Below are 19,155 nucleotides of genomic sequence, written 5' to 3'. Positions count from 1 at the left end.
GGTTACTTCCATTTGGTGATGGTGATGCGGGTGCCCTTGCCGGCCGCGCTATCGAGCACGAAATCGTCCACCAGCCGCCGGCTGCCGGACAGTCCCAGACCCAGGCCACCGCCGGAGGTCCAGCCATCGGTCAGTGCAAGTTCCAAGTCTGCAATGCCCGGACCCTGGTCGCGGAACGTCAACTGCACACCTTTGCGGATGCCGCGTTCAACCAGTGCCCAGTCCATGTCTCCGCCACCGCCGTAGATGACGGTATTGCGCGCCAGTTCGCTGGCCGCGGTGACCAGCTTGGTTTGATCGACCAACCGCAGCCCGCATTGCACCACCAGTTTGCGCACGGTCTGCCGCGCCAGCACCACATCCTGCTCGGTGCGCACCGGTTGCGAGCCGGCCGTCATGGAGCCGCTTCGGGTTGTTGCAGCAGGCGCATGCCGCGCTCGACATCGAGCGCGGTGCGCACCGACGGCAAGGTCAACCCCAACTCCACCAGGGTGATCGCCACCGCCGGCTGCATGCCCACCACCACGGTTTGCGCGCCCATCAGCGTCGCCAGCCCGGAGATGGTGCTGATCATGCGCCCGATGAACGAATCGACGATATCCAGCGCGGAAATGTCGATCAACACGCCACGCGCAGAGGTGGCGCTGATCTTCTCGGACAGATCGTCTTGCAGTTGCAGCGCCAGCTGGTCGTGCATGTCCACCTGGATGGTGACCAGCAGCAGATCACCCATCCGCAGGATCGGAATACGCTCCATGTCAGTCTGCCTTGCTGACGGTCACGCCGGTGCGCTTGAGCGCCAGCGCCAACGCATCGGCCAGGTTGGCCTTGGTCACGATCCCCTGCAGGTCCAGGCCCAGATGCACGATGGTCTGTGCAATCTGCGGGCGCACCCCGCTGATGATGGCGTCGGCCCCCATCAGCCGGATCGCGGTCACGGTCTTGAGCAGATGCTGCGCCACCAGTGTGTCCACGGTTGGCACGCCGGTGATGTCGATGATGGCGATTTCCGAGCCGGTGTCGACAATGCGCTGCAACAGCGACTCCATCACCACCTGGGTGCGCTGCGAATCCAGTGTGCCGATCATCGGCAGCGCCAGCACGCCCTCCCACAGCTTCACCACCGGGGTGGACAGCTCCAGCATTTCTTCCTGCTGACGCACGATGATGTCTTCGCGGGTCTTCTGGAAAACCTTCACGGTATACAAGCCCAGGCGGTCGAGCAATTCCGACAACGCCCACAATTGCTGGCCCAGTTCTTCCGGGCTACTGGCGTATTCGCGCTGCACCAGCGCAAACAACACGCGCTTGAGCGAAAAGATGAAGTTGGCGGTTTCCTGCGAATCGAAACCACGCGTGGCGCGGTCGCGCGAGAGATTTTCCAGGAAGCGGCGCACTTCGCTCCAATCGGCACTGTCCAGGCTGCTACCGTCGTGCTTCAACGACGCCACCAGCAAGCCCAGGAATTCACCGGCCTGCGCTTCGAATTCCTGCCGCGACAGACGCGCATCGCTGCCCAGGCTGGACTCCAACCATGCGGCCAACAACGCGTGTTCCTGGCCATCAATCGCATCGATCGAGCGCTGCTGCAATGCCACCATGAGATCACCCACCAAAAGAAAAAAGGTTGGGCATGCGGGCTGGACTGCGCCCTGACCGACGCGGCGCCCCCACGCCTATGCGCAGCAGAATAAAGCAATTCAGATTGACCAACCAGCGAGCCAACCTGTAGCAGTTATCCATGCCCACGAGTGCAGTGTGACATGGCGGCGCACATGCCGAACGTGCGCCGGTCCACGCCTGCGGACATGGGCTGCGCCCTTACGCGTGCAAGGCAAACCCCACACGATCAGCGTGCCGCCACCCTCAGCCCTGGCGATGGCCGATCAACGGCACATCATTGCGTTCTGAGCCTGCGGCGATGGCCTTCCGATCGGGATTGCCACGGCCATGGCGAGCTCCATGAGAACGATGGAGATCAAACAGGGCCACGCGCCGCAGAAACAGCAGCGGCATAGCGCTGCGCTTTTCGCTTGCAGGCACGACATGCACTTGCGTCATCGTCCTGTAGAGGGCGCGGCCGCACGTCCAACGCGAGATGGTGTGCGGGCATGAATGCCGCCGCGTTGCGCAAAAGCAATGCGCGCGCTCGACACCAGATGCGCGCCACGCATTCAACGTGGCGCCCGAACGCACGCCACTATCGCCGAGGCCCACCCCAAACCCCGGCGACAGACGCCGTCCGATCGCGCTGATTGCTGTGCTACAGCCCGTAGCGCTGCACTGCGTCCAGGTGCGGCTGCGGATCCTGGCCGCAGGCTTCGGCAAGCCGCAGCCAGCACATCGCGTGCGGCCACTGCGCTGTCGCGGCGCGCAAGGCGCGATGCAGCTCGAGCGGCGCAACCGCTTCCGGCAACGCCACGGTGAATAGCACCCCGGGCAACCCCGAACCGGCCTGTTCCGGATCGAAGCTGTCCGGGTCTTCCGGGTCGATCACCCGATAGTCGTCGCGACTGTGCAGCCACAGCTTCCAGCCACGCGCTTCGACCCCTTCGCGCAACGCATTGATGGCTTCTTCGCCGGGATACACGCCGTCAACCAGCCAGCTGTTCGCATAGCCGCCGGCCTGCAGCACATGTACCTGCGCGTAAGTCGGCACGAAATGCTCGCGCTCGGCCTGATCTTCCGGCGGCGGATACAACAGTTCCGCGTCGAACACCACCCAGTCGCCGACATGCTGGCGCCGATGTGCGGGCGCGTTTTCGACGATGCGCGCAGTGACCGGGCCGGTACGGCGCGCGTAATACTCCGCCGCTTCGCCATCGTCGATGCAGCGCACGATCACCCATCCCCAGCTCTCCTCGACCACGCCGCTGGTGCTGCTCAGCTCCATGCCGATGGCCTGCGCAGACGCACGCACCGCATACCAATCCTGCGCTGCGCTGGCCGCTGTCATGTGGTCCCAATGCGCAGAGCATGGTTCCTCCAGCAGCTCGGTGAGCTGCCGGTAGACCGCAGCGGCCTCTGCAAACCGGCCGGTGTTGAGATACATGCGTGCCAGCAGCCCACGCGCACCATGCGAGCCGGGTGACAGCTCCAGCAGTGCGGTGCAGGCCTGCTCCAGCGCCAGCCAATCGGCCAACCACTGCGCCAGCTGCGCCTCGCACCACAACGCCGCCACCGGCACCTGTGGGCGATACAGCTGCGCCAACCGGCGCAGACCTGCTTCGTCGCCGCGGCCCAGCAACAGATTCATCAGACGGAACGTGGGGCTGGTTTCGCGATCGGCATGCCACTGCACGAACGACCACAGCAGTGCGATCGCTTCTTCGTCGGCCGCACAGGCGCTCAAGGCCGACGCGGTGGTATCGACAAGCTCGGCATCGTCCGGACACTGCGCAACAGCCTGCAGCAGCCACTGCGCTTCGCGCTCGGGATTGCGCACCACATCCTCGCCTTGCGCGTTCAACTATTCCAGCAAATGTGCGGCCGGCACCGGCGCGGTCTCAGTCGCAGGCGCTGCATCGATGCGCGCGGCCAGACCATCCAGCAATTGCGTTGCGCCGCGGTCGTGGCGCAGCTTGGGCAGATGCGCACGCGCAAGCGCCAGATGCCGCTGCGCGGTCCACACCGCACCGCGTTGCAGGGCCAGCCCGATCGCAAGCTCGGCCGCTTCGATCAGGATGCGATGCGCGCCAACCTGCGCGTAATGGTCGAGCATCTGCTGCACGCGGCTGCCCAGGTCCCAGCTATTGCGCTCGGGCGCGCGCGACACCAGCACCGCCACCGCACGCAGCCAGTGCAGGCGATACCGCGGCGCAATCTCGCGCCATGGCAGCAGTGCTTCCATGGCTTCGTCATCGCGCTGCAACAGTGCCAACGCGCGCGCTTTCTGCAGGCGCCGCGGCTGGCTGCAATTGGCCCAGTCGGCGCCTTCGCGCGCGGCGTCGCGTTCGCGCTGTTCTACCAGCGCCAGCGCTTCCTGCGCACGCCCAAGCGCAAGCAGGATCGAGATGCGCATGTCCGGCACTCCGTCGTAGATTTCACCGCCATGCGCCAGGATGGTCTGCGACTGCTGCTCCAGATACTGCAGCGCCGCGTCACCGCGCCCGTCGTCGAGCAATGCATCGGCCTTTTCGCAGCTCAGGCACTGGTAACACGACCAGTTCGGGTCGATACGGCCCAGGGTTTCGTCGCACACCTCGATGCGTTCTTCCACCCAGCCCGGGCCGTCGATGTTGGCATAACACGCGGCTAGATCCTGGGTGACGCAAACCGATTGCGGGCACTCCACTGCGTCGGCGCGATGCGCCCGCTCGAACAGCGCCACTGCAGCGCCCAGCGCACGCTCGCCTTCGCACAGATTGCCGACCCGGTTACGCATTTCCCAATGCCCGACGAACACCTCCAGCCACGGGTTGGCCAGCGCCTTGCCCAGCGCACGCGCCTCCGGCAGCAAGGCCTCGGCGCGGTCGATCTGCAGATCGCAGATGTGGTCGGTCAGCCGCGTCAGCAGCTGCGCATTTTGCGGCTGCCCGGCGTCGCCCAGATCGTCCTGCAGTTTTTCTACCCAGTTCCAGATTTCCATCGTGTCGCTCCTGCGATGCGGCGCTTCAGTGCGCCAACAATTGGGTTACGGTCTCGGCGAAATCGCCGAAGGCCTTGTTGAGATCGGAAACGCCCGATTCGGTGTCGCCCGGCTGCGGCTGCGTGCGCCCCTGCGTCGAGACGATCACCTTGAGCGCACGCAGCAAGCGCGCCGCCACCGCGGCCTGCGGGTTGCCTGCGCGCTTCGCGCCCGGCAAGGCCTGTAGTGCCGGATTATCGAGATTCAGATAGAGCAGCTGGGTCTGCCGCGCTTCGATGCGCGCGGTGAATTGCCGCGCCAGGCGCAACGCGGCGGTGGACACACGCTTGTCGTTCTCGTCCTGCTCCAGGCAGCGCTTGAGCTCGGCCTCGCGGTCGGGCACCACCACCAACGGCAGTTCCTGCGGACTGAAACGCGCCGGCACCAACGCCTCGCCATCGCCCAAGTACTGTTCCAGCCAGGCCAGTTCGTCGGCCGGCAGGGTGTCCAGGTGGAACAGCTGGCGGTTGCCCTGCTCGGTGCCCAGCTCGACCAGACGCACGCCCTTGACCTGCGCCCAGCGCCGCAGAAACGGCACCACCGCATACCGGTTGCCATAGGCCACCGGCACGCCCATCGCACGGAACAGCATTTCTTCGAAACCGCTGTCGCTATCGAGGAGCACGTGCACCGCGCCGCGCGATGGCAGCTGCTGCGCCGGCAGATCGCCTTGCGATGTCGGTACCCGCACGTGTTCCAGCAGCAATTCGAACAGGCGCTCATCGCACAACGCTGCGCCCAGCAGGGCTTCGTCATGGCGCAGCAGGATGCGTCGCCATGCCTCCGGTGCTGGCGCGCAACATCGGCCAGGCCCTGCACCAAGGCCTCGGACAAGGCGTGCTGCACCGCGCTGTAGACCGTATCGCGCTGCAGATCCTCGCGGCTTGCGGTAGGTGTCAACCGATCGGATTCGATCACCCCGCCGATGAAGCCTGCCCACGGCGGCAGCAGTTCGCGCGCGTTGTCATCCAGCAACATGCCGCGCAGGAACACCGATAGATTGCGGTTGTCGCTGGTGCCGTAGGTCGCACCGTCCTGCACCCACAACAGGCCGACCGCATCGCTGCCCTCTTCCGCATGTACCGGCATGCAGCACAATGGCTCGAAATGACGCTCGAAGCGCGCGGCGAACTCGCGTTGACGGCGCCAAGCCTGCACCGGATGCAGCGGTATGGCGTCCTGCACGCGCCACGGCGGCGGCTCGGGATTGATCGGCTGCATCGCGACGCCGATCCAGATCGGCTCGCGCAGCAGCGCGCAGTACCGCGACAGAATCTCGCGCAGCCGCCCTTCCTGCGCCAACGCCAGGTAATCGCTGTGCAATTCCAGCACCACCTCGGTGCCCACCTGCGCACGTGCAGGAATCGGGCTGACCGTGTACTGCTCGGCGTTGCTGGAGATATAGCAATAGCCCAGCGTCGGCGACTGGCTAGGAGGTGGTGCGCACGGTCACCCGCCGCGCCAGCACGAAGGCGGACAAGAAGCCCAGCCCGAACATGCCAATCAAGCCGCTGTCCTCGTGACCGCCCTGGCGCAGCCCGCGCGTATAGCCCACGCCCACGGTGGCCAGGTAATCGTGGATTTCCTGCTGGGTCAGCCCGGCACCGGTATCGACGATGCGCACGATGCCCTGCGCAGTATCGGCATGCACCTCGATGCGCGACTCGCCGTGCCAATCGGGTTGTTCCAGACGACGACGCAGGATGGAATCGTGCGCGTTCTGCAACAGCTCGCGCAGCGCCACCTCCGGGGTGGAATACAGGTGCTTGCTGAGGACCGACATCAGTCCATTGAGATCGACGCCTGCCCGGCGGATCTGCGAGGCGTCGGTCGCCCCGGGGGTGGGATCTTGCATGATCGGTCGTCGTTTCCTTGGCGACGACGCCCATCCTCGGACGCGTCCCCCTGGGTGCCAGTGCCAGCCGGAAAGGATAGCCGGAACCCACATTGCACGCACATCTCAGTTTGACCCCTGCCCTCAGTTGCGTACAGCGACACGCACTGTCGCGCGCCAGGTTGACCCACCACGGATCGGTAGCGCTACCAATCCGTGGGTTGCGGAAATTACCGCTGCAAGGTCTCCATCGGTGCCTCATTGAAGTGCTGGCGATAGCCCTTGGCCAACGCAGAACGGCTACCGACGCCCCAGCGACTGGCCGCCTGCAACACACTGCCGCAGCCGCCTTCGGCCAGCAGTTCGTCGCGGATGCTCTGCATGCGGTAACGGCGCAGCACCTGCGTCGGCGATAGCCCGGTGGCGGACTTGAACGCTTGCTGCAGCGCGCGCCCGGTGACCCCGATCTGTGCGGCCACTTCGTTGATCGACAGATCCGAGCGATGCGCGTTGGTGATCATGTAGCTGTAGGCGCGCCGATACTTGGCCGGCAACCGGGCGGAGATATCGTCGCTGACGTGCGCCGGGGTGCCGCCTTCCAGCAGACGCGGCGCTTGCACTTCGCTGCGCAGGCACTGCACCGCGCCCAGCGCGTAGCGGTTGTAGAGCAACAACGCTTGTTCGGTGCGTCCCATCGCCTGGCTGATCTTGGCCTGGCAGTACTCGAACTCCAGGTTCCAGCGCGGCGCATGGTGCCGACCGGCACCGGCCAGTGCACGCTCGGCCAGATCGGCACGCCCCACCGCCAAGGCCGCCAGCGCCAGCTCCACCTGCGCGTCCTGACGCGCGCATGGCGGGCAGCCGGTGGCTGCGGCCGGCAATGCATCGATCTGCGCGTCGAAGCCGAAGGTGTCGCCACCGGCAATACGCAGCAGGCTGCGTACATGCCGCATGCGCTGCGCCAACACCGGCATGGTCTCTGCCAGATCGGCGATGCAGGCGCGCAGGTCGCTGGGCTCGAAGGCATGCGCGGCATCTTCCTGGCGCAGCGTGGCTTGCCAGAACACATGGTCGCTCATGCGATCGGAGCGACGGATACGCAGCTGCGCAATCATGTCCAGACGCAGCGCGGTGGCAATCCGCAGCCAGTCCGATGCACCGCTTTCCAGGTCGGCCAACACCTCGCGGGCACGCTCCAGGGTCTGCAAGGCCAACGTGCTCTGGCCCAGATGGAAGTGGGTCAGCGACTTGCCCAGCAGGCTCTCGCCGCACAGGCTGGGCGGCGTTTCTCGGTCCATCGCCAGCTGCGCGAAGCAATTCAACGCCGCGCTCAGGCGCCGCTGGCTCAGCATCAACCAGGCCGTGTTCCGGCACGAGAGCAGGCGCAATTGGCGCTGGTGCCCGCGCATTGCCTTCAAGGCCTGCCGATACGCGTCTTCGGCCTCTTCCTGATATTCCAGGATCAGCAGCGCATCGCCGCTGGCACCGAACAAGCTGACCTCATCGTCTGCGCCATCCACTGCGCCCTGTCCGTCGCGTCGCTGTTGGAGATGTTGCAGTCCCTGTGGCCAAGCACCAACCAGCATCCTGCTCGTATAGGTAGGAAGACGCTCTGCGTAAGACAACGCAGAGATCGCTGCAAAGTAGGTGGAAAGGATCATGCCGGTCTCTCTCGTTGGGGGGCGGAGCAAAAGACAACAGGCGCCGAGCTCGTCTGGCGCAAATGATTGTATGCAGCGGATTCAATAGAATTTCTCTCTGAAAGCCCTTGAAAAAATCAAAAATGCTCACTCTGTCAAAAATCCAGTTGATGCGTTTTCTCCCGGCGTAAAGCGCTTTTGCAACCCATCATCGTTGTCGTACGCCAGGCATTTCGCGCCATGCGGTTGAGTATTGATGTCACCGGTCTGCGCCACTCTTTCGGTACAGTCGGACAACGTCTGCGAACGCGCTGCTTCCATACGCGTTGATGCTTGTCGGCGATGGTCAATGTGATGCCCAGTGACTGTACGGACACGTATGCCGAGACGCATTTGATCGAGAAGAGCAGGCATGACACGGCGGCAGTCACTGCCGACCTATTCCAGTCGCGCGCGATCACACGACCAATCGCAATAGATTGGTCTAGACCTCGATGGGTGATGTCACGCGTGTCGGTCCATGCCTACCTCGCGCTACATGAAGCGCATGGAGCGATTGCATGTGGACCAGACATGCCCTCTTTGTAAGAGCTCTGTTACTTATAAATGAGCGCGAGTTAAAGCCACTGTCGACAAATCCGAAGACACGTGCGCAAGCGTGAAACTTTTGGTCCCTGCAATGGTACATACCATTCGTCTAGCTTCACTGGACTCCCCCCCGCAACCGACTGGTCCGACGATGCAACGATCCTTGAAGATGGCTTTTGTCCTGGCTTTTGTCCTGGCATTGGCCGACCAGCACCGGCACCCGTCCCATGCCTGGCTGGTACGCCGACACGCGAAGGCCGCCTAAATGAACTACCATTGCCCCCCCAACGCCGGATCGGTGTTCCTGTTGACGCAAGATGCGCGCCTGGCCTCACAGGTCAACGCCAGCCTTGCACCGCTCGCGCGCAACGTGTCGATGTTTTCCGATGAACTGGAGCTTCTGCGTTCGCTGCGGCATTCGCCCTGCGAGCTGCTGATCTTCGATGCCAGCTGTGTCGCCGCCGATGACAGTTCGCTGCTGGCCTGGCAGCGCTGCCATAGCGGCCAACCCATGCCGTTGATCGTGCTTGGGCGCTTCGATTGCGCCGACAGCATTCTGGCCTGGTATCGCACAGGCGCGCAGGAGGTCCTCGCGCTGCCTTTCAATTCGCATGAGTTACACGTGCGCGCGGCCCTGGCGATATCACCGGTGGCGCATGCCTGCCAGGAGATGCAGCACCTGAGCGTTGGTCCTTACCAGTTGATCCGCGATGAGAACACCGTCTATCTGGAAGGCAAGCCGATCGTATTGACAGCACGCGAGTTCTCGATTGCCTGGCTGCTCTTTTCCAGCCCCGGCGTGTGCTTCCGGCGTTGCCAGCTGGCCAAAGCGGTCTGGGGCAGCCACACCGAATTCACCGACCGCACCATGGAGCAGCACATCTACAAGTTGCGCAAGAAACTGCAGCTGAGCAGTAATAGCAGCGCAGTGCGCATCAGAACCGTCTATTCGCACGGCTACAAGTTGGAGCTCGCGCTGCACGATACCGAGGCAACAACGATGAGCAAGGCCGTTAGCCCAAGTCTTGGCCCTGCACATCACGCAGCCGCCTGCTGAGCAAACGCACGCTACCGATATGCGATCTACGTTGCGCAGTCTCGCTTGCATTGCAGCGAAGGGTGTTTGATGACACGACGGGCGTCGGCACGCCTTCGATGACAGAGCGGCCTACGCGCGCATCTTGCGCGCATGTTGCGCCTTAATTGGAGTTTTGCAGGTACCGGCCAGGTGACCGCAGCTGCATCGCTCACTGCACAGCGCAGGGTGCATGCTGATCAGCATTGAGCGAGATCGCTGTATCCATGAAGCAGGGCGGCAGCGACAAATGCGGCACTGTCTGCTGTGCCGGGACTGCTGAGCGAAAGACGCCTCAAGCATGTCGCTGTGTCGCCGCCTGCCATCTCTGGGGGTCCGATGCCAACGTCCTTTCTGCGGAGCACAGACTTGGCAACTGTCTCGCACGCGGCAGTGGCGTTCCGCCTATGCGTGCCCAATGCCACGATTGGCAAACTCACAAACGACAACGGCGCAGGGAGACCCCTGCGCCGTTGTCTGTTTTCTTAGAACGCGCGTTACTGTTTGGAATTCTCGCCGTACTGGTTCGGGCCGGGCGTGCCTTCGATGCACATGAAAACCAGCAACACGAAAGCGCCAACGTACGGCACCAGGCTGATCAGGTAAAACCAGCCGGATTTGTCCTGGTCGTGCAGGCGGCGCACCGTGACTGCAATGGCCGGCACGATCAATGCCAGACAAACGATGACCATGACTGCACAGATCAGCCAAGCCAGCGCGCCTGGGCCGTTCTCGTTCCCCATCGCCACTGCAGCGATGGCAAACAGGTCGCCAAAAACGAACAACACCAGAAACTGCATCAGCGCGAATGCCCAGTATTCCTTGCGACGCGAGCGACCGTTAAAGTCGGCGTAGCGCTTGAGCGGCAGCAACATCCATTCCATCGTGATTCTCCTGAAAACGGCAGTGAGCGGTGCCTGTGATCCGATGCGCAGTGCAACGGGCCGCGCATGTTGTCATAGCCCTACTCTTTCTGAAAACGTTTTCTAGACAACCAAATGCAAATCTCGAGGTTTGTCCGACAAACGGCATGCAGGCGCCCGCTCGCCTCGCGGCGCATGCAGTTGCCCGCGTTCCGGAGCACGCCTGAGAGGCATGCGATGCCTTCTGCGCCCAGCGTTTGAGAAAGGCAGCCCGCACCAGTGGCGATTACGCCGGGCGATCATCGATGCTCGCCCGGCAGCCTGCCGGAACGATGGCGACAGACTGCTCCCGAACATGGCCAAGGCGGTGCTTCCGACGCGTCGGCCAGTCGCTGACCTGGCCTTATCGCAACATCCCCGCGGCGCGCAGCCTCAGTCGGCCGCCGCTTCCAACGCCTGGCTCAAGCGCTCCACCGCAATGATGTCCATGCCCTTGATGCTGGCGGTCTTGGGCGCGTTGGCGCGGGGCACGATGGCGCGCTTGAAGCCATGCGTCGCCGCTTCCTTCAGGCGGTCCTCGCCATTGGGCACCGGGCGGATCTCGCCGGACAGCCCCACTTCGCCAAAGGCAATGGTCTTCTCGGACAGCGGCCGGTCGCGCAGCGACGACAGCACTGCCAGCAGCACCGGCAAATCGGCCGCGGTTTCCTGCACGCGGATGCCGCCCACCACATTGACGAACACGTCCTGATCGCCCACCACGATGCCACCATGGCGATGCAGTACCGCCAGCAACATCGCCAGCCGGTTCTGCTCCAGACCTACCGCCACCCGACGCGGGTTGGACAACGGCGATGCATCCACCAGCGCCTGCACCTCCACCATCAGCGGACGGGTGCCTTCGCGGGTGACCATCACGCAACTGCCCGGCTGCTGGGTGCTGCCGCCGGACAGGAAGATTGCCGACGGGTTGGAGACTTCCTTGAGGCCCTTCTCGCCCATGGCGAACACGCCCAGTTCGTTGACCGCACCGAAGCGGTTCTTGAACGCGCGCAACAGGCGGAACCGGCTACCGCTCTCGCCTTCGAAATACAGCACCGCATCGACCATATGCTCGAGCACGCGTGGCCCGGCGATGCCGCCTTCCTTGGTCACATGGCCGACCAGAAACACCGCGGTGCCGGTCTCCTTGGCGTAACGCACCAGCCGCGCTGCGCTCTCGCGCACCTGGCTCACCGAGCCCGGCGCTGCGGTCAACGACTCGGTCCACAAGGTCTGCACCGAATCGGCCACGATCAGCTTCGGCCGCGCCACGCTGGCGTGTTGCAGGATGTTTTCGATGCCGGTTTCGGCCAGGGCGTTCAGGCCTTCCAGCGGCAGGTCCAGGCGCACCGCACGCCCTGCGACCTGGGCCAGCGATTCTTCGCCGGTCACATACAACACCGGCAACGTGGAGGCCATGCTCGCCAGCGCCTGCAGCAGCAGCGTCGACTTGCCGATGCCAGGGTCGCCGCCGATCAGCACCACCGCACCTTCCACCAACCCGCCACCGAGCACCCGATCGAACTCGCCGATACCGGTGGAAACGCGTGCCTGCTCGGTCTGCTGAACATCCTTGAGTGCAGTGATCTTGGGCGCCTCGGCCTTGCCGGCCCAGCCGCTACGCCGCGATGCCGCTGGCGATATCTTGCCGCCCGGCGTGGCGCTTTCGAGCACGACTTCACTCAGCGTGTTCCAGACACCGCATTCGGTGCACTGGCCCTGCCACTTGGTGTACTCGGCGCCGCACTCGCCGCAGACATAGGCCGTTTTCGCCTTCGCCATCATTGTTGCCCATCGTTATTCAACCAGCAGGATAGTGGCTGACGGTCTCAGCGTGCGCGACGCAGTGCTTTGGGGATTCGGGATTCGGGATTCGGGATTCGGGATTCGGGATTCGGGATTCGGGATTCGGGATTCGGGCAAGTCGACGACTTGCTGATGTGCAGTGCAAGCGATTACCGGCTGCGCTCACACAACAGCGGCATGACCGGTGACGACCGGCCATGCCGCTTGGATTCCACTGATCCCACGTCGGTCAACGACATGGGCGCCCCTTAGCGCGCCTTGTACAACTCGCTCAGGCGATCCGGCTTGCCGGCGATGCGTTCCAGATGCGGATACAGCAGGCCGCCGTGGTAGTCGATGCGAACGGTTTCGTAGCGGTCGCCGCGCTTGACCAGCAGTTCGATCGGCGCAGTGGTGCCCTTGGCCGCCTTGATCGCATCCTTGATCACATCGGCGCTGAAGGCGCGGCCGTTGACGGCCACGAGGGTGTTGCCGTTGATGATGCCGGCATTGAACGCCGGGCTGTCCCACAACACCTCGTTGACTTCGCCCGAGCCTTCCAGCGACAGGCCCAGCGAATAGGTCAGGCTGACGTCGTTCTCGTTGCTCTCGTAGGTCTTGATCGCCAGGTTCGGCTCGTCGTTGTAGACCAGCTTCCAGCCATTGGCTTCGATGCCGCCATTCAACGAACCGTGCCCGTCCATGCGCTCGCGCAACAGGCTGGCCCAGTCGTAGGCGGCCACGCCGTTGAGCGTGCTCACGATGTCGTCGAAGGTGTACGGATTGACGTCCCAATCGCCGTTCTTCATCCCGAAGAACGCCTTGGCGAAATCATCGATGGAACGCTTGTTGTTGGTGAGCTCGCGCAGCTTGCTATCGACTTCCAGCCACATCATCTGGCCGCCGGAGTAATAGTCTTCGCTCATCTGATAGCTGCGGTACGCCTTCGGACGTCGCATCGACATGGTCGGGTCGTTGGTGGTGTCCTGCACCGTGCGCCAGGCCATGCCGGGGCGGCCGCGCTCATAGCTTGCCGCGACGCCAGCCAACATGTCGCGCGCCTGGTCCTGTGTCCACAGGCCCGAACGGGCCGCCACCACTTCGCCCCAGAACTGGGTCTGGCCTTCGTACAGCCACAACAGGCTGTCACCCATCGGCACGTTGAAGTTCGGCGTTGCCAGATCGGCGCCACGGCGGTACTTGCCGTTCCAGGAGTGATTGAACTCGTGCGCCAGCAGGTCGCGCATGGTCCAGCTCTTGTCCCACTCGGTGAAGTAATTCGGCGGGCCGCTGTTTTCGCTGGAACGGTGATGCTCCAGGCCGATGCCACCCAGCTTCTTGGTCAGCGCCAGCAGGAATTGGTAATGGTCGAAGTGGCGCGCGCCGTACAGCTTGTCCATCTGCTGCACCAGCCCGGCATGCGCCTTGATCTGCTCGGGCTTGGCCTCCAGCGATTTGGCTTCATCGGCGAACACATTGAGGTAGACCGGCTGCTTGCCGGTGCTCAGCTCCACGCGCTTGTAGTACTTGCCGGCGAACATCGGCGAATCGACCAGGTCGTCGAAATCGATCGGCTTGAAGCTCACCGTGTCGCCGACGCGGCGATCGGTTTCCAGCGCGGTCGCATAGCTCCAGCCGGCCGGCAGCGTAACGCTGGCCTGCGCCTTGATGTTGCGCGCGAAGTAACCGGCCGGATACAGCGCCGTGGTGTTCCACTGCAGGTTGAGCATTTCCGGGGTCATCATCACCCGGCCCTGGTTGCCGGCCTGCGGCGACAGGAACTTGAACTCGGCCGTCAGCTCGGTGGCGCCCTGTGGCACGTCCACCTTGAACGCATAGACGTCGAATTGGTCGCGCTTCCATGGCACCACCTTGCCATCGACCTTGATCACCAGACCGGCGAGCTTGTCGATCGGACCGGTCGGCGAATGGTTGCCGGGAATCCACTGGGGGTAGAGCAGCGTCATCGGGCCCGGCTTGGCCGGCATGGTGGTCTTGACCTTGAAGATGCGGTGCGCCAGATCGGTGGCATCCACGTCGATCTTCAAGGTGCCGTCGAACGGCACGTCCTGCGGCGGTGCGGTTTGCGCAGCCGCGGGCAGCGACAACGCCGCCAACAACGACACGGACAACAGGGTGGGCATTTTCATCGCAACTCCGCGGGTGACCTGGAACAGGCAAGCCCACGATGCTAAGCGCCTGCCGGTGCTTCCCCGTATGCCATTGGTCATGCTGCGGGCGATTGACACATAAAAAAAAGGCCGCCAATCACTTGGCGACCTCTTCTTCAACATTGCGGTGATCCGGCTGGCAGCCGTCTCAATGCATCATGTTGACGTTCATGTTGTGCAGCACCCACAGCGAGCCGACGATCACGATGCCGATGATCAGCAGCGAGAACAGGCCTACCTGCACGTTGGAGCGCTGCTCGGGGGTGCGGTCCATATGCAGGAAGTACACCATGTGTACCAGCATCTGCACCGCGGCCATGACCGAAATCACGACGACGGTGACGCCCTTGGAGAACGCGCCGCTCATCACCATCGCAAACGGGATGACGGTAAGGATCACGGCCATCACAAAGCCGATCAGGTATGACTTCAAGCCGCCGGCATGCGCGTCGGCAGCGGTATCGGTGTGGTGGTGATTGGCCATTACAGCGCTCCCAGCAGATAGACGACGGTGAACACACCGATCCAGATGATGTCCAGGAAGTGCCAGAACAGGCTCAGGCAGGCCAGACGCGTGCTGTTGCGCGCAGTCAGGCCGTTCTTGGAAATCTGGATCACCAGCACGGCCATCCACAGCAGGCCGGAGGCCACGTGCAGACCGTGCGTGCCCACCAGGGTGAAGAACGCCGACAGGAACGCACTGCGACCCGGGCCGGCCCCTTCATGGATCAGGTGGTTGAACTCCCACACTTCCATGCACAGGAAGCCGATACCCAGCAGCGCGGTGACGGCCAGCCAGCCGTACAGGCCGCCCATCTTGCGCTTGTGCGCGGCAATCATCGCAAAGCCGAAGCTCAAGCTGCTGAACAACAGCAGGAAGGTTTCCACCAACACGAACTTCAAGTCGAACAACTCCTTGGCCGTCGGCCCGTCCACCGTGGCGCCGGAGAGCACCGCATAGGTGGCGAACAGGCCGGCAAACAGCAGGCAGTCGCTCATCAGGTAGACCCAGAACCCGAAGACGGTATTGCCACCGCCATCGTGATGCTCGTGGTCGTGATCGTGGCCGCCCGCGTGGGCGGCGTGGTCAAGCGTTGTCGAGGAAGCCATGGTCATGCCACCTTCGCGGCCTGCGCCGCCTGTTGCTGTTCGAGCAGGGCGAAACGTGCGTTTTCGATGCGCTCCACTTCGTCGGCCGGCACCCAGTAATCGATGTCGTCATCGAAGGTGCGCGCGATGAAGCTGCCGATCATGCCCACCAGGCCGACGATGGCCAGCCACCAGATGTGCCAGATCAGACCAAAGCCCAGCAGCACACTGAAGGCACCAATGTAGACGCCGGCGCCGGTGTTACGCGGCATGTGGATGGCTTCGTACTTGGACGGACGCACCCAGCCCTTACCGTTCTGCTTGTCGGCCCAGAACTGATCGCGGTCGTCGATGTGCGGCAGCACGGCGAAGTTGTAGAACGGCGGCGGCGAGGAGGTTGCCCATTCCAGCGTACGACCATCCCACGGGTCGCCCGTGTAGTCCATATGCTCCTTGCGCTTCCACACGCTGTAACCGATCTGCACCAGGTTCAAGAAGATGCCCATGCCGATGATTGCAGCACCCACCGCGGCGACATACAGCCACGGCGCCCACTCGGGGTGGTTGTAGGTGTTCATGCGACGGGTCATGCCCATGAAGCCGAGCACGTACAGCGGCATGAAGGCCACGAAGAAGCCGATGATCCAGCACCAGAACGAGGCTTTGCCGATCTTTTCGTTGAGCTTGAAGCCGAACGCCTTCGGGAACCAGTAGGTCAGGCCCGCCAGGTAACCGAACACCACGCCGCCAATGATCACGTTATGGAAGTGCGCGATCAGGAACAGGCTGTTGTGCAGCACGAAGTCCACGGCCGGAATCGCAAGCATCACGCCGGTCATGCCGCCGATGGTGAAGGTGATGATGAAGCCGATCGTCCACAGCACCGGCGCGGTCATGTGCACGCGACCGCGGAACATGGTGAACAGCCAGTTGAAGATCTTCACCCCGGTCGGGATCGAGATGATCATCGTCGTGATGCCGAAGAAAGCATTGACGTTGGCGCCCGAGCCCATGGTGAAGAAGTGGTGCAACCACACCACGAACGACAGCACGCCGATGCACGAGGTGGCGTAGACCATCGAGGTGTAGCCGAACAGGCGCTTGCGGCTATAGGTCGCAATCAACTCGGAGAAGATGCCGAATGCCGGCAGGATCAGGATGTAGACCTCCGGGTGACCCCAGATCCAGATCAGGTTGACGTACATCATGGCGTTGCCGCCACCGTCGTTGGTGAAGAAGTGCGTGCCCAGGTAACGGTCGGCGCCCAGCAGCGCCAGCGCCACGGTCAGGATCGGGAACGCAGCGATGATCAGGATGTTGGTGATCAGCGCGGTCCAGGTGAAGATCGGCATGCGCATCAGGTTCATGCCCGGCGCGCGCATGCGCATGATCGTCACGAAGAAGTTGATGCCGGTCAGCAATGTGCCTAGACCGGACACCTGCAACGCCCAGATGTAGTAATCGACACCGACCCCCGGACTGTATTCCAGCCCCGACAACGGCGGATATGCCAGCCAACCGGTCTGGGCGAATTCACCGACACCCAGCGAAATGTTGATCAACGCCGCGCCGGCCACGAACAGCCAGAAGCTCAGCGAGTTCAGGAACGGAAACGCCACGTCGCGCGCGCCGATCTGCAGCGGCACGATCAGGTTCAACAGGCCGGTCATGAACGGCATGGCCATGAAGAAGATCATGATCACGCCATGCGCGGTGAAGATCTGGTCGTAGTGATGCGGAGGCAGCACGCCTTCGCCACCGCCGCCGGCCAGCGCCTGCTGGGTGCGCATCATCGCCGCGTCGGCAAAGCCGCGCAGCAGCATGACCAGCGCCACGATGATGTACATCACGCCGATGCGCTTGTGATCGACCGAGGTGAACCACTCTTTCCAGAGATAGCCCCACAGCTTGTACTTGGTGATGGCGCCCGCGATGAGCAGGCCGAGCAGGCCGGCACCACCCAGCGCGACCATGATGATCGGCTCGTGGTACGGAACTGCCTCAATGGTGAGTTTGCCTAGCATCACTTGTCTCCAGAAGTGCACATGGCGACCGGCTCCGTAGCCGATGCCTGATGGTCGCCGTGGCCTTCGCCGTGGCCGCCGTGGTGGCCCGGACCATTCATGTATTTGTCGACCAGCGAGCGGAACATGCCGTCCTGCACCGATGAGTAGTAGGTGACCGGATACTGTTCCTTGTCATTGCGATTGGCTGCCAGCACCTGGTACTCGGCAGCATTCAACGCGGTCGGCGAGGCCTTGACCTTGCCCACCCAGGCCTCAAAGCCGGCCTGATCGACGGCATGCGCCTTGAAGCTCATCTTCGCAAAGCCATGGCCGCTGTAGTTGGTCGACAGGCCGAAGTATTCGCCCGGCTCGTTGGCCACCAGGTGCAGCTTGGTTTCCATGCCCGCCATGGCGTAGATCATGGTGCCCAGGTGCGGGATGAAGAACGAGTTCATCACCGTGTCGGAAGTGATCTTGAAGTTCAGCGGCGTGTGCACCGGGAACGCGATCTCGTTGACGGTGGCGATGTTCTGGTCGGGATAGATGAACATCCACTTCCAGTCCAGCGACACCGCTTCGATGTTGATCGGTTTGACGTCCGAATCCAGCGGCCGGTACGGGTCCAGCGCGTGCGACGAGCGCCAGGTCAGCACCGCCAGCACCAGGATGATCACGCACGGGATGGACCACACCACCACTTCAATGGCAGTGGAGTGCGACCAGTCCGGCTCGTAGCGCGCCTTGGTATTGGATGCGCGATATTTCCACGCGAACGCAATCGTCATCACGATCACCGGGATGACCACGATCAGCATCAGCACCACCGAGGTGATCAGCAGTTGCTTTTCGTCGTGGCCGATCTGGCCTTTCGGATTGAGGATGGCCGAGTTGCAGCCTGCCAGCAGCAGGAAGGGCAACATCAGACCTGGACGAAGTAAACGCCCGAGCTGTTTCAGCGGAATCATCGGTCGATCCAAGTGCGAAGGAACGCCAACCTCGTTCGTCGTATCTGTCGTGGGATGTTCCCGACGCAGCTGTCTTCCTGGAGGAGATGAACTGCGCAGACCGAAGACGCGGGTTAGCCCGCCAATTTTAGTCTTTGCTGCACCTGCACGAAACCCATTGGCAATGATCTGACGCAATAAAAGCGCGCCAATTTGTGCGACATGTTGTCGCAGCGCAAGGCAAGAATTGCGCCATTGCGATCGCCGAATGGGGAGCGTCTGCGCGGCTGCAACGCACGCGAGGAATGCGTGAAACGCGGCGCTCGACGCCTCGAACGCAACTAGGGCAACGCTGATCAAGCCCCGTTCCCGCGTTTCGCGGGAGGTTGGATGCACATAGACGATGGGGCGCGTAGATCGCTTTGCCCATTCAGGGCAATCCCGGTGATCGAGGCCTCTGTTGGGAGGCCTCTGTGCTTCATGTGGGCAAC

The 19,155-nt window shown here is 63.0% G+C and carries 14 protein-coding genes and 2 pseudogenes; 1 reads left to right on the top strand and 15 read right to left on the bottom strand.

Features of this window, described 5'->3' with window-relative positions; translation table 11 throughout:
* Positions 1-2: 2 nt before the first annotated feature.
* The 8 genes and pseudogenes from XAXN_RS03795 to XAXN_RS20495 all read right to left on the bottom strand — a co-directional run bounded on the left by XAXN_RS03795 (position 3) and on the right by XAXN_RS20495 (position 8,422).
* A complete protein-coding gene (locus XAXN_RS03795) occupies positions 3-398 on the bottom strand; it encodes an anti-sigma regulatory factor (protein ID WP_042821601.1) in 396 nt (131 codons plus the stop codon).
* Positions 395-757 carry an STAS domain-containing protein gene (locus tag XAXN_RS03790; RefSeq protein ID WP_054318560.1) on the bottom strand — a complete coding sequence of 121 codons (363 nt, stop codon included), beginning with the start codon at positions 755-757 and terminating at the stop codon, positions 395-397. The genes XAXN_RS03795 and XAXN_RS03790 overlap by 4 nt, the downstream gene beginning before the upstream one ends.
* Position 758: 1 nt before the next feature.
* On the bottom strand, positions 759-1,601 hold the full coding sequence (locus XAXN_RS03785; RefSeq protein ID WP_054318559.1) for an STAS domain-containing protein: 843 nt from the start codon (positions 1,599-1,601) through the stop codon (positions 759-761).
* Positions 1,602-1,866: 265 nt separating this feature from the next.
* Positions 1,867-2,061 carry a hypothetical protein gene (locus tag XAXN_RS03780; protein ID WP_054318558.1) on the bottom strand — a complete coding sequence of 65 codons (195 nt, stop codon included), beginning with the start codon at positions 2,059-2,061 and terminating at the stop codon, positions 1,867-1,869.
* Between the two features lie 202 nt (positions 2,062-2,263).
* A pseudogene (locus XAXN_RS20500) lies at positions 2,264-4,588 on the bottom strand (tetratricopeptide repeat protein).
* A 25-nt stretch (positions 4,589-4,613) separates the two neighbouring features.
* Positions 4,614-6,482 (bottom strand): annotated as a pseudogene (locus XAXN_RS03765) (ATP-binding protein).
* A gap of 209 nt (positions 6,483-6,691) precedes the next feature.
* Complete coding sequence (locus XAXN_RS03760) at positions 6,692-8,047, bottom strand: helix-turn-helix transcriptional regulator (protein WP_171891033.1); 1,356 nt, start codon at positions 8,045-8,047, stop codon at positions 6,692-6,694.
* A gap of 201 nt (positions 8,048-8,248) precedes the next feature.
* Complete coding sequence (locus XAXN_RS20495) at positions 8,249-8,422, bottom strand: hypothetical protein (RefSeq protein WP_167702269.1); 174 nt, start codon at positions 8,420-8,422, stop codon at positions 8,249-8,251.
* 532 nt (positions 8,423-8,954) lie between these two features.
* Here XAXN_RS20495 and XAXN_RS03755 point away from each other — a divergent pair.
* A complete protein-coding gene (locus XAXN_RS03755) occupies positions 8,955-9,746 on the top strand; it encodes a response regulator transcription factor (protein WP_054318554.1) in 792 nt (263 codons plus the stop codon).
* 515 nt (positions 9,747-10,261) lie between these two features.
* On the opposite strand, the gene XAXN_RS03750 is transcribed toward XAXN_RS03755, so the two are convergent.
* The 7 genes from XAXN_RS03750 to cyoA all read right to left on the bottom strand — a co-directional run bounded on the left by XAXN_RS03750 (position 10,262) and on the right by cyoA (position 18,685).
* A complete protein-coding gene (locus tag XAXN_RS03750; protein WP_054318553.1) occupies positions 10,262-10,648 on the bottom strand; it encodes a DUF805 domain-containing protein in 387 nt (128 codons plus the stop codon).
* Between the two features lie 411 nt (positions 10,649-11,059).
* Positions 11,060-12,451 (bottom strand): DNA repair protein RadA, encoded by a 1,392-nt coding sequence (gene radA, locus XAXN_RS03745; RefSeq protein ID WP_042821587.1) that lies wholly within the window; start codon positions 12,449-12,451, stop codon positions 11,060-11,062.
* 272 nt (positions 12,452-12,723) lie between these two features.
* Positions 12,724-14,604 (bottom strand): M61 family metallopeptidase, encoded by a 1,881-nt coding sequence (locus XAXN_RS03740; RefSeq protein ID WP_164514257.1) that lies wholly within the window; start codon positions 14,602-14,604, stop codon positions 12,724-12,726.
* Between the two features lie 169 nt (positions 14,605-14,773).
* Positions 14,774-15,109, bottom strand: coding sequence for a cytochrome o ubiquinol oxidase subunit IV (cyoD, locus tag XAXN_RS03735; protein WP_017156584.1), 336 nt, complete (start codon positions 15,107-15,109; stop codon positions 14,774-14,776).
* On the bottom strand, positions 15,109-15,741 hold the full coding sequence (gene cyoC, locus XAXN_RS03730; RefSeq protein ID WP_008577121.1) for a cytochrome o ubiquinol oxidase subunit III: 633 nt from the start codon (positions 15,739-15,741) through the stop codon (positions 15,109-15,111). Before cyoC ends, cyoD begins: the two co-directional genes overlap by 1 nt.
* Positions 15,738-17,738 carry a cytochrome o ubiquinol oxidase subunit I gene (gene cyoB, locus XAXN_RS03725; protein ID WP_054318552.1) on the bottom strand — a complete coding sequence of 667 codons (2,001 nt, stop codon included), beginning with the start codon at positions 17,736-17,738 and terminating at the stop codon, positions 15,738-15,740. The genes cyoC and cyoB overlap by 4 nt, the downstream gene beginning before the upstream one ends.
* Positions 17,738-18,685 carry a ubiquinol oxidase subunit II gene (gene cyoA / locus XAXN_RS03720; RefSeq protein ID WP_054318551.1) on the bottom strand — a complete coding sequence of 316 codons (948 nt, stop codon included), beginning with the start codon at positions 18,683-18,685 and terminating at the stop codon, positions 17,738-17,740. Before cyoA ends, cyoB begins: the two co-directional genes overlap by 1 nt.
* Positions 18,686-19,155 lie beyond the last annotated feature (470 nt).

This window comes from Xanthomonas axonopodis (assembly GCF_001304695.1).
Lineage (GTDB): Bacteria > Pseudomonadota > Gammaproteobacteria > Xanthomonadales > Xanthomonadaceae > Xanthomonas > Xanthomonas axonopodis.
The sequence above is the reverse complement of the archived record's forward strand: the minus strand, read 5'-3'. Positions and strand labels throughout refer to the sequence as shown.

Excerpts from the sequence above, each read along its gene's own strand:
- cyoA (WP_054318551.1), bottom strand. The coding sequence starts at position 18,685 with ATGATTCCGCTGAAACAGCTCGGGCGTTTACTTCGTCCAGGTCTGATG.
- XAXN_RS03740 (WP_164514257.1), bottom strand. The coding sequence starts at position 14,604 with ATGAAAATGCCCACCCTGTTGTCCGTGTCGTTGTTGGCGGCGTTGTCG.
- cyoB (WP_054318552.1), bottom strand. The coding sequence starts at position 17,738 with ATGCTAGGCAAACTCACCATTGAGGCAGTTCCGTACCACGAGCCGATC.
- radA (WP_042821587.1), bottom strand. The coding sequence starts at position 12,451 with ATGGCGAAGGCGAAAACGGCCTATGTCTGCGGCGAGTGCGGCGCCGAG.
- XAXN_RS03795 (WP_042821601.1), bottom strand. The coding sequence starts at position 398 with ATGACGGCCGGCTCGCAACCGGTGCGCACCGAGCAGGATGTGGTGCTG.
- XAXN_RS20495 (WP_167702269.1), bottom strand. The coding sequence starts at position 8,422 with ATGGAAGCAGCGCGTTCGCAGACGTTGTCCGACTGTACCGAAAGAGTG.
- cyoC (WP_008577121.1), bottom strand. The coding sequence starts at position 15,741 with ATGACCATGGCTTCCTCGACAACGCTTGACCACGCCGCCCACGCGGGC.
- XAXN_RS03780 (WP_054318558.1), bottom strand. The coding sequence starts at position 2,061 with ATGACGCAAGTGCATGTCGTGCCTGCAAGCGAAAAGCGCAGCGCTATG.
- XAXN_RS03755 (WP_054318554.1), top strand. The coding sequence starts at position 8,955 with ATGAACTACCATTGCCCCCCCAACGCCGGATCGGTGTTCCTGTTGACG.
- XAXN_RS03785 (WP_054318559.1), bottom strand. The coding sequence starts at position 1,601 with ATGGTGGCATTGCAGCAGCGCTCGATCGATGCGATTGATGGCCAGGAA.
- XAXN_RS03790 (WP_054318560.1), bottom strand. The coding sequence starts at position 757 with ATGGAGCGTATTCCGATCCTGCGGATGGGTGATCTGCTGCTGGTCACC.
- XAXN_RS03750 (WP_054318553.1), bottom strand. The coding sequence starts at position 10,648 with ATGGAATGGATGTTGCTGCCGCTCAAGCGCTACGCCGACTTTAACGGT.
- cyoD (WP_017156584.1), bottom strand. The coding sequence starts at position 15,109 with ATGGCCAATCACCACCACACCGATACCGCTGCCGACGCGCATGCCGGC.
- XAXN_RS03760 (WP_171891033.1), bottom strand. The coding sequence starts at position 8,047 with ATGCTGGTTGGTGCTTGGCCACAGGGACTGCAACATCTCCAACAGCGA.